A 17,421-nucleotide genomic window follows, 5' to 3' on the forward strand; every position below is an offset into this window, starting at 1 on the left:
ACTCAAAAAGCAGTTGCAAGCTTCAAGCTGCAAGCTGCAAGTAATCGGAAGCTGTGCGGTGACTGCACAAACGCAGCACCGCTTGCAGCTTGTAACTTGTGGCTTCTAGCTGGAGGCGTCAGCCGACCCGGTAGTTTGGCGCTTCCTTGGTGATCTGTACGTCGTGTACGTGGGATTCGGCCATGCCAGCGCCGGTGATCCGCACGAACTCAGGGATGGTGCGCATCTGTTCGATATTGGCACTACCGGTGTAGCCCATCGAGGAACGCAGGCCGCCCATCAATTGGTGGATGATCGCGCTCAGGGTGCCCTTGTAAGGAACACGGCCTTCGATGCCTTCCGGAACCAGTTTCTCGGCGCCGGCCGAGGAGTCCTGGAAGTAACGGTCGGAAGAGCCTTGAGCCTGGGACATGGCGCCCAGCGAACCCATGCCGCGGTAAGCCTTGTACGAACGGCCCTGGAACAGCTCGATCTCGCCCGGGGCTTCTTCGGTACCGGCGAACATCGAGCCCATCATCACGCAGGAGGCACCGGCAACGATGGCCTTGGACAGGTCACCGGAGAAACGGATGCCGCCGTCGGCGATCAACGGAACACCGGTGCCTTCGAGGGCAGCGGCGACGTTGGCGATGGCACTGATTTGCGGGACGCCGACACCGGCGACGATGCGGGTGGTGCAGATCGAGCCAGGGCCGATACCGACCTTGACTGCGTCAGCGCCGGCTTCGGCCAGGGCCTTGGCGGCAGCGCCGGTGGCGATGTTGCCGCCGATGACCTGCACTTGTGGGTAGTTTTCCTTGACCCAGCGAACGCGGTCGATCACGCCCTTGGAGTGACCGTGAGCGGTGTCGACCACCACCACGTCCACGCCGGCATTGACCAGGGCGGCAACGCGGTCGCCGGTGTCTTTACCGGTACCGACGGCGGCGCCAACGCGCAGACGACCTTGATCGTCCTTGCTGGCCAGCGGGTAAGCCTTGGCTTTTTCGATGTCGTTGACGGTCATCATGCCCTTGAGGGCGAACTTGTCGTCGACGATCAGGACGCGTTCGATGCGGTGCTTGTGCAGCAGCTCGCGAACGTCGTTCTTGTCGGCGCCTTCCTTGACGGTGACCAGACGCTCTTTGGGCGTCATCACGTCGCGGACGCTGATGTCCAGGCGGCTTTCGAAACGCACGTCACGGGAGGTGACGATGCCGATCAGGTCGCCATCGTGCAGTACCGGTACGCCGGAGATGTTGTGCAGGCGGGTCAGTTCGAACAGGTCACGAACCGTGGCGTCGGCCTCGATGGTGATCGGGTCTTTCACGACGCCGGCTTCGAACTTCTTGACCTTGCGGACTTCGGCAGCTTGCTGCTCGATGGTCATGTTCTTGTGGATGATGCCGATGCCACCTTCCTGAGCCATGGCGATTGCCAGACGGGCTTCAGTGACGGTGTCCATGGCGGCAGAAACCAGAGGAATGTTCAGCTCGATGCCACGGGTAAGGCGGGTCTTCAGACTGACTTCGTTAGGAAGTACCTCGGAATAACCGGGCACGAGGAGAATGTCGTCGAATGTCAGAGCTTCTTGGCTGATACGCAGCATCGCGGGGGCTCCCGAGCGGGAAAATGGAAGCGCGCCATTATAGTCAGACACCCCCTCGGGTTCAATGTAAAACTCTGTCTAATATTGGCATTGCTGATATACGGGGATTTTCGCTCTTTGCAGGAGCTGCCGAAGGCTGCGAGCTTTTGACTTTGCTCTTATCTGCAGGAGCGAAGCTTGCTCGCGAAGAGGCCCTTGCGGTCGGCATAAAAATCAAAATCAAGATCAAAAGATCGCAGCCTTCGGCAGCTCCTGCACGGGAACGCGGTGTTTCAGAGTTCGACTTTGACCCAGCTGACAGGCTGATCCAGCCAATCGGCGAATTCGTCGAGGAAGCTTTGCTTGAACCCGGCTTCGGCCCAGTTGTTGAAGATGAAGCCCAGGTTGGAGAAGGCGCATTCCTGCAGGTACAAAAAGCCGTTGATGTCGTCTTCGTGCCCGCATTCGGGGCAGGTGAAGTTGTCGGTGCGGCCGGGCATCCAGTCTTCCAGGCTCTCGAACAGCGCTTCGCCGATTTCCTGCCGGCACTCGGCGCAGCCCGCCTCCCCCAGAAAACCCTTGGCCGGCGTATAGATGCAGCGCTTGGTGACGATCTCCAGGCCATTGATCGGTTCGCCGAAGGGCAGCGCTTCCGGGTGCAGGACCACGGCGCGGGCACCTTCGCCGATGGCGTGGGCCATGCGGTTGCCGGTGCGACCGCAGGTGCTGAGCTGTTCTTCGATGATGTTCTTGCGCACCAGCCAACGCACAATCGCCCGGGCCCGGGGCTCGTGCACCGGCAGTGTGGAGATTTTCGGGACGATGATGCTTTGGGAGTTCATGGGTACAGGCCTGAGGCTTTGATGAAGGTGGGCGACATTCACAAATTATAGGGACAACCACAAAAACCTGTGGGAGCGGGCTTGCTCGCGAATGCGGTGGGTCAGTCAATCCATTTGGCGACTGACACACCGCATTCGCGAGCAAGCCCGCCCCCACAGGGATTACGGGCCAACCTGTCTAATGGTTACAGCTCGACGACTACCGCCTTGGACGCACGGGTCGCCTTGGCGCGGGCGGCTTCGATGGATTCGTCGCGCGCCAGGGCCACGCCCATGCGGCGCTGGCCGTTGACTTCAGGCTTGCCGAACAGGCGCAGCGCGGTGTCCGGTTCGCTCAGGGCGGCGCCCAGGTTGGCGAATGCGGTCTGGGTCGACTGGCCTTCCACCAGAATCACCGCCGACGCCGAAGGCCCGACCTGACGGATCAGCGGGATCGGCAGGCCGAGGATCGCCCGTGCGTGCAGGGCGAATTGCGACAGGTCCTGGGAAATCAGGGTCACCAGGCCGGTATCGTGCGGGCGCGGCGACACTTCGCTGAACCACACCTGATCGCCCTTGATGAACAGCTCGACGCCAAACAGACCGCGACCGCCCAGGGCCTCGGTGACCGCCTTGGCCACGCGCTCGGACTCGGCCAAGGCAACCGGGCTCATGGCCTGTGGCTGCCAGGACTCCTGATAGTCGCCCTTCTCCTGACGGTGGCCGACCGGCGCACAGAACGTGGTGCCACCCACGTGACGCACGGTCAACAGGGTGATTTCGTAGTCGAAATCGATGAAGCCTTCGATGATCACCCGGCCCTTGCCGGCGCGGCCGCCTTCCTGTGCATAGTCCCAGGCCTTCTGCACGTCATCGACGCTGCGCAGCAGGCTCTGGCCTTTGCCCGAGGAACTCATGACCGGCTTGATCACGCACGGGAAACCGAGGTCTTCGACAGCCTTGCTGTAGTCCTCGAAGGTGTCGGCGAAGTGGTACGGCGAGGTCGGCAGGTCCAGCTCTTCGGCGGCCAGGCGACGGATGCCTTCGCGGTTCATGGTCAGCTGGGTGGCGCGCGCGGTCGGGATCACGGTGAAGCCTTCGGCTTCCAGTTCCACCAGGGTCGCGGTGGCGATGGCTTCGATTTCCGGCACGATGTAGTGCGGCTTCTCGGCCTCGATCACGGCGCGCAGGGCGGCGCCGTCGAGCATGTTGATCACGTGACTGCGGTGCGCGACCTGCATGGCCGGGGCATTGGCGTAGCGGTCCACGGCAATCACTTCAACGCCCAGGCGTTGCAGCTCGATCACCACTTCCTTGCCCAACTCGCCACAGCCACACATCAATACGCGGGTCGCGGTAGGCGACAATGGAGTTCCGATACGGGTCATCTGCAGGTCCTCAAAGAAGCGATCATCGAGGGAAGCACGCTTCCCTGGGGGAGAAAGCGCGGCATTTTACATGAACTGCAGGGTTTGGCTTCAGCTGGCGACAGCCTGTTTGCGCAGGCGCCAGGCCATGATCAGCCACACGGCGGTGACACCGGCGAACTTCGAGCCCAGCGCGGTGAGGATCACGCCGGGGGTGAGCGCGTCGATCATGCCGAAAAAGATGAAGGTATCGAGGGGAATGCTCAGGGCCGAACTTATCCACAGGCGGTCGTGCAGCGGGCGTTTGGTGATGCTGAACACCAGCCAGTCGATGCACTCGGACACCGCGAACGCCGTGGCGCTGGCCAGGGCGATGGACGGATCGGAGGTGACATAGGACAGCACCAGCGCCACCAGCATGGCTACAATCGCGCCATGGCCGAAGCGGGTTTGCACCATGTCACGCAGGATAAACACCAGCCCGCCCCAGGCCGACCAGATGATGTCCAGGTGCGGGGCGGTGGAAAAGGCGAAGTTGATCAGCACGACGCTGCTGATGTAGGCGATCAGGAAGAACATGGAAGTACCTGTCAGATTGGCGCACAGGGTACTTCAGGCAAGGGCAAAATCAAAAGATCGCAGCCTTCGGCAGCTCCTGCAGAGAATGCGATCCCCTGCAGGAGCTGCCGAAGGCTGCGATCTTTTGCTCTTCTGTTATTGACCGGGTGTCTTGCCGATCATCCACACCAACCCGCTGGCCTTGGCCCGCTCATGGCACAACCCCAGCACCTTGCGGCGCTCGTCGTTGTCCATCCGGCTCCAGCGGGTGATTTCCTCGACGGTGCGCTGGCAACCGGTGCAGATGTCGTCATCGTCCAGCGCGCAAATGCTCACGCAGGGCGATGCGACGGGGCGTTCGGGGGGCGTCATTCTTCCTGCTCGGCCAGATCACGAGCATAACGCTGGGCGTTATGCACATAGTGGGCGGCGCTGGCCTGGAGCATCTGGATCTGCGCTTCGGTCAGTTCGCGCACCACCTTGCCCGGCGAGCCCATGACCAGCGATCCGTCCGGAATCTCCTTGCCTTCGCCGATCAGCGAATTGGCGCCGATGATGCAGTTCTTGCCGATCTTCGCACCGTTGAGGATCACCGAGTTGATGCCGATCAGGCTGTTGTCGCCGACCGTGCAGCCGTGGAGCATGACGTTGTGGCCGATGGTCACCCCGGTGCCGATAGTCAGCGGGTAACCCATGTCGGTGTGCATCACGGTGCCGTCCTGCACGTTGCTGTTCTTGCCGATCAGGATCAATTCGTTGTCGCCGCGCAATACGGCGTTGAACCAGACGCTGGCGCCCTCTTCCAGTTTGACCTTGCCCACCAGCACGGCATTGGGGGCGACCCAGCTCTGTGGGTGAGTCTCGACACGGGCGTCGCCCAGGCGGTATTTCATCGGATTGTCCTCAGGGCATCACGTGTTCAGGCCATTCGAATGATGGCTCAAGTATTGATAAAGCTTTTGGGTGGCTGGTGCAGGCTGATCCGGGCGTCATAAAGCAGGTTGATCAGTTCGACCACCATGATCGCCGTCAGCCCCCAGATCTTGTACCCCCCGTAACGGTAGCTCGGGACGTACCAGCTGCGGCCCTGATAGTCGATGCGATGGGTGTGTTCGCGCGGGTCCTCGCGGAAGAACTCCAGCGGCACGCTGAACACCGCGGCGATTTCCGCATCGTTGGCCTGGTATTCGACGAAATCCGGAATCACGCCCACATAAGGGGTGACCTTGATGCCGTGCAGGGAGATCAACGGGCTGAGCGGGCCGATCACTTCCACCAGTCCTGGCGGCAGGCCGATCTCTTCTTCGGCTTCGCGTAGCGCGGTGAATACCAGGTCCGGGTCTTCGGGGTCGCGGCGACCACCGGGGAAGGCGACTTCGCCGCCATGGGTCGAGAGCCCGCTGGCGCGCAGGGTCAGTACCAGCTCCGGCTCATCACTGCGGGTGATGGGCACCAGTACGGCGGCCTCGGGGAAACGATGGTCGGTTTCCAGCGTGCGCGGTGTGTGGTTACTGACCCGATGCAGTAGCTCATCCAGCATGAGTGTTCTCGATCTGTGCCTTACCCCGCATCATGCACCAATCGCTGCGGTCGCCCAACCCCCCGGACAACGGCGTGTCGCGAAACGACAACTTGCCGACAGACACCGGCGCACGCCAAGATAGGCGCAGCATTCAGGAACCCAAGCATGAAATTTTGCAGCCAGTGCGGCAACCCGGTCACCCAGCGCATTCCCGAAGGCGATTCGCGTCTGCGTTTCGTCTGCGACAGTTGCCAGACCATCCATTACCAGAACCCCAACATCGTCGCCGGCTGCGTGGCGACCTGGGGCACCAAGGTCCTGCTGTGCCGCCGCGCCATCGAGCCGCGCCTGGGTTACTGGACCCTGCCCGCCGGATTCATGGAGAACGGTGAAACCATCGAACAGGCCGCCATGCGCGAAACCGCCGAGGAAGCCTGCGCCCGGGTGCGCAACCTCTCCATCTATACCCTGATCGACGTACCGCACATCAGCCAGGTGCATGTGTTCTTCCGCGCAGAGCTGGCCGACCTGGACTTCGCCCCGGGCCCGGAAAGCCTGGAAGTGCAATTATTCGACGAAGCGGACATCCCGTGGGACGAGCTGGCTTTCCGCACCGTGGGCCGTACCTTAGAATGCTTCTTCGCTGACCGGCGGGCCGAGGTCTACCCCGTACGATCCGAGTCGATCCCGCCACTGGCTCAGCCTGCCAACTAAAAACATCTATAAATAAATAGAAAACACATAGTCGCGACACCGTCTGGGGAATCGTTTCAATGCGCTGGTTGCTTGCCCTGTTCTGCCTGTCGTTCGCTGCGTTCTCCCAGGCTTCCACTGTGGGGATGTACGACGGCAAGGTCATCGAGAAAGTCCTGGTTCTCAAGTCCGCCCACCAATTGCAATTGATCAATGACGGCAAGCCGCTCAAGACCTATCGCATTTCCCTGGGCCGCAACCCCAAGGGACAGAAACTGATGGAAGGCGATCGCCGCACCCCTGAAGGCTTCTATTGGATCGACTGGCGCAAGGTCAGTGACAAATTCAACCTGTCGATGCATATCTCCTACCCGAACATCAGCGACGCCGCTCGCTCGCGCCGGGAAAACGTCGATCCGGGCGGCATGATCATGATCCACGGCACCCCGCATACCGAGGAAAATCCCGAGGAACTGTTCCACACCCTGGACTGGACAGACGGTTGCGTCGCCATGCGCAACGTGGACATGCGCGAAGTCTGGAACCTGGTGCCGGATGGCACCATGATCGAAATTCGTCCGTAACCGCCCCGCCATACAATTATCTAACGCCTGCGCACAGGTTGCCCCCTCCATGCTGACGACCCTTCCGTCAGCATGGAGACAGTGCCCATGAGCACATCCGCAGCCGCACCGTCCTTTGAAGAGATCAAAGGCTATCTCAATCAGATCGGTCATTATCTGCTCACGACCGAATCCCGACTCCTGCCAGCCGTGGAACCTACGGCCGAGCAACGCTACCTGAAACGAATAAATGACCATCTGAAAAGCTTCCAGATAGCGTTTATTCGCAAAAGTCGCTCTCACTATCAAGCACTGGAGAACGTCGATCTGCAAAAGCCGGCGGGCAAGCAGCTACTCACCAAGCTCAAGGCGACACTCAATACGCATTTGCTGGATATGGATCTGCGCGAACCAATCGACGCAAAGCCGGCAAAATCCTTCCTGCTTTACGATGCGGGACTCACCGCCATCGAGCACGAAGCTCGACTGGCCGTCCAGGATCGCCTGCTGCATCCCCAGGCCGGCAAAATGTTGGAAAACATAGGGCTTGGCCCAGTATTTCGCCCCGGCCTCTACGCTTTGCAGTTCGGTTATCAGGACCACAGTGTCGAATGGGCTGGCGCCTTTGTCGCCACGCAAAAAAACAGCCCTCTGGCGAGCGACCTTCAGGATAGGCAAGACCTCGGACAAGTGCTGCTTTTTACCCCCTCCAGAGGCATCGAATCTTTCGACTCCCTGTCCGAGCTGAACGCCCACTTACTGAACATCATGGACTCCCCCACAGGACGCGATGAGCTCATGCGGCTACTGCCCATGCGCTATCAAGCATTGACCGTGGCGGGAATCTGGCCGCTGACACTAACGCCTATCGACAGCGAGCCCTTGTTTGAACACCTCTACGACGCCCTGATTGCCAAACGCACGCAGGATGTCGAGTTCGCCCTTGGTTTTGCCGACAACCCGGAGCAAGACGCCGCGCGCTTATATAGCGCTCTGGACCGGGCCATTGGTGATGCCGTGCCCATCCTGACTTCCCGCCTTGAATTGCGCGCTCATACCCTGCTCGAACGGAGCCTCTATGCCAGTGCACCTGACTGGTATCGCAGCACCAACATGACCCGACGAGCCGAGCTATCCCTGCACTTGGGCGAATACAACCAGGCGCGCCAGCGCTTGTTGGATCTCTTGGGGCCGGTCATGAATCCACAATCCCTTGCCCGTCACGCATGGCTTGAGCGCTTGAGCGATGAGCTGGAGATTGATGACCTGGAACCTGAACGACTGCATGTCGTCACACGCCGTCATTTCACCGGAGTCGGTCATTATGAACAGCGGCGGGACATGCTCGAACTGGCCTTGCGTGGTCTTCATAGCGGAGACGAATCCGCGGATTCGGATTTCCAGAAAAACACCACCCTCACCTACAACCACGCGCCCTTGCCCGATGCGTACAAGGACCTGACCCCAGACTGGCTAGCGCAGCAACTGGCGACCCTGCAACCGCGGGTCGATTTTGCCGCTGCACAAAACACTATCCATGCGCTGCCCGACGTCAGGCGTGCCATAGAACACATGCTCGATCGACGAATCAATGCGCTGGCCTATGCTGCCGTTTTGCAAGGCCACTTGCGCGATGAGGATTACCGGTTGATTCAGCGCCTGTGTACAGGTGGCGATAAACAATTGAGCGCCAGCGCTTTGTCATTGCATGGTGCTGTACTTCAAGATCTTTGGGTGCTGCGTGAGGCTGACACCAACGGCACGATCAAACGCGTGTTGCTCTGCACGCCAGAAGCACCGCGAGCCCAGCAATTTCGGGGGTTCGACAGTGAGCGCGAGTGCCAGACCCATATCCTTGCGTGGGCTGATGCCGATCAGGGCACAACCGCATCGCAGAGCATGAGCGAATACCTGATCACGCGCGCCCCCCTGCGTTTTCGCAACAGTCTTCGACAAGTCTTGAACAGCCTGAGCTTCAAGCCCGAAGCGCAGGAATACAAAAAGGTCGAACTCAATACGCCCGGCAGTCACGCCGACTGCCTGACGTCAATGGCAAACCACCTATTGGCCACGAGAGTCGATAACTACGATTTCAGTACTCCGCTCTGGTATCGCTCGGCGCCCCTGGCGACAAGGATCAAGCTCACGACGCTGGCCGAGGACGCCGAAGGTGCCCTGCGCACCTTCAACGATGATCCTGCATCGCAAGCCAATTTCCCGAGCTTTGAAACCTATGTGCACGAACAGGCGAAAAAACGTCTGAACCATTTGCTCAACCGCAGCGCCAACGACGTTGATCCGGACACTGTTTGGGCCTACTCGCCAATAGCCGTTGTCGGAGCATCCACTGCGCAGCCGCAGTCATACACCCAGTTATTTCGTGACGGCTATGCCGATGGAGTAGGTTTTCTCGATGAAAAGTTTTCGCGTGCGGCGCAATTCAAAGGACCGCCAGGTATCGACTTGAGCGCCCTGACCGCAGAAAAATTTGCACGCTCGATCACCGGTGTCTGGATCGGCGAGCGTTACATAGACAAGGTCAAGGCTGAACTGCAAGATCGCCAAAGCGCTGGCTATGCACACAGACGCGACGCGACACTGGCAATCACTCAGCGGCAGATGCAACACGCCGCACTGGAGTGTCAGCTCAAGGGACACATCAGCTCGATTGACCTGCAATGGTTGGAGCAAAGCATCGCCAGCATGGGCGAAACCGCTTCGCCGACGCGAACTCGCTACGCAATCCATCGCCTGATGATTGATGGTGAATGGGTGATAGATACCTGGTTATTCAGCCACGGTGATAATCCTGTCCTGCTTTATACCCCTGGCGCCCCCGATGGCATCAGCATCAGGTATGCCCGGACGTTCAACTATCTGCTGAAACAGCAGCCCGGGATGCTCCAATACCTCATTAGCCGAGTCAGCGCCCAATCCCAAGTCAAAATCCGCACATTTCTGGAGGCAGCCAAGTCGCAATTGCCCGCCGATCTGGATAAAAGCACGGCAAGCCCGGCGCTTTACGACTCGATCATTTCGGTAAAACCGGTGTCCGATCTGCGCCTGGCGCTGTACGACATGAAATTGCAACGCAGGATTGATGACGTTTACGCAAGTACGACCAACCGCACACAGATGATCACCGGCATACTCTGGACCTGTGTCGAATGGGTGACGACCATTGCCACCGCCCCTTTCCCGATCCTGAGCTTGAGTAGCGGTCTGTTACTGGCTTTCAAGGATGCCATGCTCGCCCTGCACGCCTACAACCAGGGTGATGCGTCGACTGCACTCGAGCACTTCGCAGGTTACCTGCTCAACAGTGCCGGCGCGCTACTCACCGATCTGCGTCCGGCGCTACGCGCCCTCCCACCGATCCGCCGATCAACACGACTGACCACCGCTGGCCCGGAGCACGTCCAGGCCATGAAACTGATCGATCGACTGGAACCTGCGCGGCCCAACGTGGCGGACATGCAACCGGTACTCTTCGAGGGGCGAGCACTCTGGGCGCCGAAAACTCCGGATGCGATCGGCCGCTACTTGCTGCATCGGCTTGATCCCGACGGTAAGTGGCTCTCGACCGGTCGCCTGGCGATGCTCAACACCGACGGCACGATGGTCCGTAGCGGCGTGTCGGGAGGTGCGCCGAAGTACAACGCGGTGCCGGAAACATCAGGACCGCATAAAGACTATGGGATGCCGCCAGCAAACTGGAGCATGATGGAGCTCGCAATGAATCCGAACTTTAGAACCACGCTGACCGCTGGCGCAGAGGAGTTCCCGGGTTCCAACAGCGGCATCGTGAACAATGCAGTCGAGCGACTCAGTGCAACGCGAGTCATCTACCGTAAACAAGTCGAGCGCCTGACAACGGACGCGCAGCGCTACTTCAGCGAACTCGCCCCTCTCCCCTCCCAAGTTAATCTTCCAGCTATCGATACGGGATCATCTCTGACGCATCTGATCGACAGTAATGCCTTTGCGGGTAACAAAAACCTGATCATCGGCGCCGTCACCGGATCCGTAGCCAGTAAACAGGCATTGATCGCCAACATGGATGCCTTGATCGAAAAGGGGTTCAAGCATCTATATGTAGAGTTTCTGCCGGGGGACATATTTCGCCTGAAAATTGAGAAGCTCAACAGGGGTAAGTCCTGGCGACACATTGAGCAGCACTTGAAGGCCATCGATTGGTCCCTGGGCTTCGCGCCGAACGCAGAGCACTCTCACCTCGCACTCGTGCGCAAGGCTCGGGAAAAGGGCATAAAAATCCATGCACTGGATGCCTCCACCAGTTACCAATTGGACGATGTCCTGCTCCTGCGTCAGAGCTCGCCGACGATTGCGCAACCCAACCCACTGAGGAATTTTTACTCTCATAAAGTCATTGAAGGCGATTTTGTCGACTCACCACAGGAGCGCTGGATCGCCTTGGTCGAACAATCACGTATGCGCGCGCACAATGGAACGCCCGGTCTGGCAGACCTGCAAAACGCCGTGGCATTGCGCATTGAAGATGTCGGGCCGAACACGCCAGTGGGTATCAGCCTGGACACTCCAGGCGCGATTGCGGGTGATGCACGGGCCAAAGGTGATTACCGCATGGCAATCCACACGTCGTACAAGTCACCCGAGCCGATGCCATCGGCTACCGTCGAACCCGCTTCCAGCGTTCAGCATTTCAGCGACTTCGACCTTGAGCCCTCTTTGCGCGATGAGATTGCACGTCAGTCCACTGGGCGACATGGCCTGAATCCTGAATACTTCATGACCGACCCTGCGTCCCAACATGCGCTCAACACCTTCATCGACCATCGCAAACACCTGAAAGACGCGGCCGACAGTTTTTTCGCTGACTATGTACCACCCGCCAGGCCTGCATTGCCCGATATCACTGCGAGCACCACGCCTCAATCGTTTCTGAAACAGGTGGCAGAGAGTCCAGTGGCGGGACTTGTCATCGGCGAAGGACATGCTCATCAGTCAAGCAAGGCCCTGTTGATAAAACAGATGAAAAGTTTCAAGGAGGCAGGATTCAAGACGATCTACGTTGAACATTTGCTGACTGACTTGCATCAGGCTGAACTGGACATGTTCCATCTAACCCAACAGCTTCCCGAAGGACTCAAGAATTACCTTATCCGCCAGGACAGAGGCCATATGCTCTCTTACAGCGGCCCCAATACCTACTCGGGAGTGGTACAAGCGGCAGGCAAATATGGTATTCGCATCAGGGCCCTCGACTGCCTTGCCAGCTATCACCTCAAAGGTATTAACAACCCGGACCTTTCAAGAAACAGGATGTTCAGTTACTTCGCGACCCGCGTCATCGAGGCCGATCAGGCGGCACAGGGGCCGCATAAGTGGATCGCCTTTGTCGGCAGTGCCCACACCAACAATAACCTTGCAGTTCCCGGGCTGACCGAGATGCTTGGCGCTGTCAGCCTGCATGTCAAGGACACTCACCCGAGACTGTCCAGAGGTATCCATCGCGGCTTCTGGCAGATCGGTCCCGCGACAGACAGGTCACAAGCTCTTCGCGGCGATTTCTACCTGAATGTCGCGGACGCCAAAATACCAGCACCCGAGGTCTTCCCGCCCGTCGACAGGACACGACTAACCCAGTCGGGACACTTTTTGCTGGAACAGCCATCGAACGCCGAAACCAATCTGATACACCGTTCCGGAACTGGAGAAATTGTCAGCACACCGATCCAAGTGGACGACAAAGGACTGTTTTTCATAGATCGCTGGGACAAAAAAGAGCAGCGTTTTGAAAAGCTGTTCACGCTGATTGAAATGCTCAAATCGGATGTAGGACTCAGATCCGCCCCTTCAGCCACGTAACATAGACATAAAAATCACGCGCAAAAAAAACCCGCTGATATTCATGGCAGCGGGTTTTGCTATGACAGTCCGAGAATCAGAAATCCTCCAACCGCCACACTTCATAAGCCGGTGTCTCGTAGGGATGGCTCTGTTTCAGCGCCGCCACTACCGGGCGAATCAGCTCATCGGCCACCACCAGCTCAACCTTCCACTCCTCGACGCGTTCGACCTGCCCTGCTTCGCCAATGAACGGCTGACTGCCGTCCAATGGTCGAAACTGGCCTTGGCCCAACACCTGCCAGGCGCAGTGGTCGTAAGCGCCGATCCGTCCGCCACCGGCGGCGAATACAGCGCTTTTGACCGTCTCGACATGGCTGTCGGGAACGAAGAAGCTCAGCTTGTACACAGCTCTTAGTTAACCCACACACGAGCATTACGGAACATACGCATCCAAGGTGCGTCTTCGTTCCAGTCGTCCGAACGCCACGAGTTCTGCACGGCGCGGAACACACGCTCCGGGTGCGGCATCATGATGGTCACGCGACCGTCGCGGCTGGTCAGACCGGTGATCCCGCGCGGCGAGCCGTTCGGGTTGGCCGGGTATTTCTCGGTGACCTTGCCGTGGTTGTCGACGAAACGCATCGCCACGCAACCGGACAGATCGGCTTCCAGCAGTGCTTCTTCGCTGGCGAACTCGGCATGGCCTTCACCGTGGGCAATGGCGATCGGCATACGCGAACCGGCCATGCCTTGCAGGAAGATCGAGTTGGACTCCTGGATCTGCACCATCGCCACACGGGCTTCGAACTGCTCGGAACGGTTACGCACGAAGTGCGGCCAGAATTCGCTGCCCGGAATCAGTTCGTGCAGGTTGGACATCATCTGGCAACCGTTGCACACGCCAAGGGTGAAGCTGTCGGTACGCTCGAAGAAACCCTGGAACGCATCGCGGGCGCGGCTGTTGAACAGCGCCGACTTGGCCCAGCCTTCACCGGCACCCAGTACGTCACCGTAGGAGAAGCCGCCGCAAGCGACCATGCCCTTGAAGTCGTTCAGGTCGACACGGCCGGCCAGAATGTCGCTCATGTGCACGTCGATCGCGTTGAAGCCGGCGCGGTCGAACGCGGCCGCCATTTCCACCTGACCGTTGACGCCCTGCTCGCGCAGTACGGCAACCTGTGGACGAATGCCTTTCTTGATGTAAGGCGCGGCGACGTCCTGGTTCACGTCGTAGCTGAGCTTGAAGTTCAGGCCCGGGTTGTCTTCTTCCAGCAGCACGTCGAACTCTTGATCGGCGCAGTCGGCGTTGTCACGCAGACGCTGGATCTGGTAGCTGGTCTCGGACCACTGGCGTTGCAGCAGACGACGCTGGCCTTCGAACACGCTTTCGCCGTTGAAGCTGATGTTGATCTCGCCGTTGTTGATCGGCTGACCAATCACCGCCACGCAGTCGCCCAGACCGGCTGCGCTGAACTGCGCGAGGATGTCCGGAGTGGCGTCCTGGCGAACCTGGATCACCGCACCCAGTTCTTCGTTGAACAGGATCGCGGCGATGTCGGCGGAAGTTTCCGCCAGGCTGTCGAGGTTCAGGTTCAGGCCGCAGTGACCGGCGAAGGCCATTTCCACGACGCTGGTCAGCAGACCGCCGTCGGAACGGTCGTGGTAAGCCAGCAGGTGACCGTCGGCGTTGAGGCCCTGGATCACCGCGAAGAAGGCTTTGAGGTCTTCGGCGTCATCGACGTCCGGCGCCTGCTTGCCGAGCTTGCCGTGAACCTGGGCCAGGATCGAGGCGCCCATGCGGTTCTGGCCACGGCCCAGGTCGATCAGGATCAGGTCGGTGGTGCCCTTGTCCATGCGCAGTTGCGGGGTCAGGGTCTGGCGGATGTCGGTCACTGGCGCGAAACCGGTAACGATCAGCGACATTGGCGAGGTGACGGTTTTCTCCACACCTTCTTCGTTCCAGCGGGTGGCCATGGACATGGAGTCCTTGCCCACCGGAATGGTGATGCCCAGCTCAGGGCACAGTTCCATGCCGACCGCTTTCACGGTGTCGTACAGACGCGCGTCTTCGCCCGGGTGACCGGCGGCGGACATCCAGTTCGCCGACAGTTTGATGTCGGAGATCTTGCCGATGCGCGATGCCGCGAGGTTGGTCAGGGTTTCGCCGATGGCCATGCGGCCCGACGCCGGAGCGTCCAGCAGTGCCAGCGGAGTACGCTCACCCATCGCCATGGCTTCACCGGTGTAGACGTCGAAGCTGGTGGCGGTAACGGCAACGTCGGCCACCGGAACCTGCCATGGGCCGACGAACTGGTCACGGGCCACCAGGCCGGTGATGGTACGGTCGCCGATGGTGATCAGGAAGCTCTTGCTCGCCACGGCCGGGTGATGCAGGACGCGCTCGATGCTCTCGGCGATGTCCAGGGTCGACGGATCGAAATCGTCGCCCAGCTCGGCTTCGCGCTTGACCGAACGGTGCATGCGCGGCGCCTTGCCCAGCAGCACTTCCAGTGGCATGTCCACCGGGCTGTTGCCGAAGTGGCTGTCGGTGACGGTCAGCTGCGGCTCGGCAGTGGCTTCGCCGACCACGGCGAACGGGCAGCGCTCGCGTTCGCAGATCGCCTTGAAGCGCTCGAAGTCGGCCGGGCCGACTGCCAGGACGTAACGTTCCTGGGATTCGTTACTCCAGATTTCGTGCGGGGCCATGCCCGGCTCGTCGTTTGGAATGTTGCGCAGTTCGAAACGGCCACCACGGTCGCCGTCGTTGACCAGTTCCGGGAAGGCGTTGGACAGACCGCCCGCGCCCACGTCGTGGATGAAGCTGATCGGGTTCTTGTCACCCAGTTGCCAGCAACGGTCGATGACTTCCTGGCAGCGACGTTCCATTTCCGGGTTTTCGCGCTGTACCGAAGCGAAGTCCAGGTCCGCCGAGCTGGTGCCGGTGGCCATGGAGGAGGCAGCACCGCCACCCAGGCCGATCAGCATTGCCGGGCCGCCAAGCACGATCAGCTTGGAGCCGACGACGATCTCGCCTTTCTGCACGTGCTCTTCACGGATGTTGCCCATGCCGCCGGCCAGCATGATCGGCTTGTGGTAACCGCGTACTTCGTCGCCGTGCGGGGTGGTAATCGACTGCTCGAAGGTACGGAAGTAGCCGGTCAGGGCCGGACGACCGAATTCGTTGTTGAACGCAGCGCCGCCCAGCGGGCCTTCGATCATGATGTCCAGCGCGTTGACGATGCGCTCAGGCTTGCCGTACGGCACTTCCCACGGCTGTTCGAAGCCCGGGATCTGCAGGTTCGATACGGTGAAGCCGGTCAGGCCGGCCTTCGGCTTGGCGCCACGACCGGTTGCACCTTCGTCGCGGATCTCGCCGCCGGAACCGGTGGAAGCGCCCGGGAACGGGGCGATCGCAGTCGGGTGGTTGTGAGTCTCGACCTTCATCAGGATGTGCACCGGCTCCTGCACCGCGCCGTATTGGCGGGTTTCAGGGTCCGGGAAGAAACGACCGGCCACGGAACCGACGATCACCGAAGCGTTGTCCTTATAAGCGGACAGCACGCCTTCGTTGTGCATCTGGTAGGTGTTCTTGATCATGCCGAACAGGCTTTTTTCCTGGCTCTCGCCGTCGATGTCCCAACTGGCGTTGAAGATCTTGTGACGGCAGTGCTCGGAGTTCGCCTGGGCGAACATCATCAGTTCGATGTCATGCGGGTTGCGCTTGAGGCCGACGAAGGCGTTGACCAGGTAGTCAATCTCGTCTTCTGCCAGGGCCAGGCCCAGTTCGACGTTGGCCTTCTCCAGTGCGGCGCGGCCGCCACCGAGCAGGTCGATCGCGGTCAGCGGCTTGGGCTCGGCGTGGCTGAACAGACCGGCAGCCTGCTCCAGGCTGCCCAGCACGATCTGGGTCATGCGGTCGTGCAGGGTGTCGGAGATCAGTTGCGCCTCAGCGTCGCTGAACTGGCCGGCCACGTAGAACGCAATGCCGCGCTCCAGGCGCTGGATCTTGGTCAGGCCGCAGTTGCGGGCGATGTCGCTGGCCTTGCTCGACCATGGCGAAATGGTGCCGAAACGCGGCAGCACCAGGAACAGACGACCGGTCGGCTCCTGGACCGGAACGCTTGGACCGTACTTCAGAAGGCGCGCGAGCACCTGCTGTTCGTCGCCGGTCAGGACGCCGGTAACTTCGGCGAAGTGAGCGAATTCAGCGTACAGGCCACTGACAGCCGAAACCTTCTGGCTCAGTTGCTCAAGGAGTTTGCTGTGGCGAAAGGCAGAAAGGGCAGGAGCGCCGCGCAGGATCAACATCTTCGGGACAGCCTCGGGAAGGGGGTGTGCTTTGAGGCCGTGCATTCTAGCCTAAACAGCCCACGAAATCAGCCGTAACGCTCTGCACGGTTGCACCCGGACGTCGGGCGGGCCATTGCGCCCGCTCAAGTGGGCCGATCAGGCCCTTTGCCCGGGGATATTTTCACTGTCACAAAATGCCAGCAAAGCC

General features: G+C 60.1%; 12 protein-coding genes. 3 read left to right on the forward strand and 9 right to left on the reverse strand.

Going from position 1 to position 17,421, the window contains the following annotated elements; translation table 11 throughout:
- Positions 1-118 precede the first annotated feature (118 nt).
- The 7 genes from guaB to HNO86_RS01325 all read right to left on the reverse strand — a co-directional run bounded on the left by guaB (position 119) and on the right by HNO86_RS01325 (position 5,853).
- Positions 119-1,588, reverse strand: a complete 1,470-nt coding sequence (guaB, locus tag HNO86_RS01295; protein WP_175375217.1) for an IMP dehydrogenase — start codon at positions 1,586-1,588, stop codon at positions 119-121.
- Between the two features lie 272 nt (positions 1,589-1,860).
- Positions 1,861-2,409 carry a sugar ABC transporter ATPase gene (locus HNO86_RS01300; RefSeq protein WP_175375218.1) on the reverse strand — a complete coding sequence of 183 codons (549 nt, stop codon included), beginning with the start codon at positions 2,407-2,409 and terminating at the stop codon, positions 1,861-1,863.
- Between the two features lie 185 nt (positions 2,410-2,594).
- Positions 2,595-3,776 (reverse strand): formate-dependent phosphoribosylglycinamide formyltransferase, encoded by a 1,182-nt coding sequence (gene purT / locus HNO86_RS01305; protein WP_175375219.1) that lies wholly within the window; start codon positions 3,774-3,776, stop codon positions 2,595-2,597.
- 90 nt (positions 3,777-3,866) lie between these two features.
- A complete protein-coding gene (locus HNO86_RS01310) occupies positions 3,867-4,334 on the reverse strand; it encodes a preQ0 transporter (RefSeq protein ID WP_175375220.1) in 468 nt (155 codons plus the stop codon).
- Positions 4,335-4,469: 135 nt separating this feature from the next.
- Entirely contained in the window at positions 4,470-4,685 is a 216-nt protein-coding gene (locus tag HNO86_RS01315) for a DUF1289 domain-containing protein (protein ID WP_175375221.1), read from the reverse strand.
- On the reverse strand, positions 4,682-5,206 hold the full coding sequence (locus HNO86_RS01320) for a gamma carbonic anhydrase family protein (protein ID WP_175375222.1): 525 nt from the start codon (positions 5,204-5,206) through the stop codon (positions 4,682-4,684). Before HNO86_RS01320 ends, HNO86_RS01315 begins: the two co-directional genes overlap by 4 nt.
- A gap of 47 nt (positions 5,207-5,253) precedes the next feature.
- Complete coding sequence (locus HNO86_RS01325; protein WP_175375223.1) at positions 5,254-5,853, reverse strand: CoA pyrophosphatase; 600 nt, start codon at positions 5,851-5,853, stop codon at positions 5,254-5,256.
- Positions 5,854-6,000: 147 nt separating this feature from the next.
- Here HNO86_RS01325 and HNO86_RS01330 point away from each other — a divergent pair, with 147 nt between their 5' ends.
- The 3 genes from HNO86_RS01330 to HNO86_RS01340 all read left to right on the forward strand — a co-directional run bounded on the left by HNO86_RS01330 (position 6,001) and on the right by HNO86_RS01340 (position 12,941).
- Positions 6,001-6,549: an NUDIX hydrolase gene (locus HNO86_RS01330; RefSeq protein WP_175375224.1), complete on the forward strand. Its 549-nt coding sequence runs from the start codon at positions 6,001-6,003 to the stop codon at positions 6,547-6,549.
- Between the two features lie 59 nt (positions 6,550-6,608).
- The gene (locus HNO86_RS01335) at positions 6,609-7,112 is read left to right on the forward strand and encodes a murein L,D-transpeptidase family protein (protein WP_175375225.1); all 504 of its coding nucleotides are present in this window, start codon (positions 6,609-6,611) and stop codon (positions 7,110-7,112) included.
- 87 nt (positions 7,113-7,199) lie between these two features.
- Positions 7,200-12,941: a membrane-targeted effector domain-containing toxin gene (locus tag HNO86_RS01340; protein ID WP_175375226.1), complete on the forward strand. Its 5,742-nt coding sequence runs from the start codon at positions 7,200-7,202 to the stop codon at positions 12,939-12,941.
- 76 nt (positions 12,942-13,017) lie between these two features.
- Here the strand turns inward: HNO86_RS01340 and HNO86_RS01345 are convergent, their stop codons facing one another.
- Both HNO86_RS01345 and purL read right to left on the reverse strand, forming a co-directional pair.
- Positions 13,018-13,329: a YqfO family protein gene (locus HNO86_RS01345; protein WP_175375227.1), complete on the reverse strand. Its 312-nt coding sequence runs from the start codon at positions 13,327-13,329 to the stop codon at positions 13,018-13,020.
- A 5-nt stretch (positions 13,330-13,334) separates the two neighbouring features.
- Positions 13,335-17,231 (reverse strand): phosphoribosylformylglycinamidine synthase, encoded by a 3,897-nt coding sequence (purL, locus tag HNO86_RS01350; protein ID WP_175375228.1) that lies wholly within the window; start codon positions 17,229-17,231, stop codon positions 13,335-13,337.
- Positions 17,232-17,421: the final 190 nt, after the last annotated feature.

Source organism: Pseudomonas sp. C1C7 (assembly GCF_013359595.1).
In the GTDB taxonomy this organism is placed as follows: domain Bacteria; phylum Pseudomonadota; class Gammaproteobacteria; order Pseudomonadales; family Pseudomonadaceae; genus Aquipseudomonas.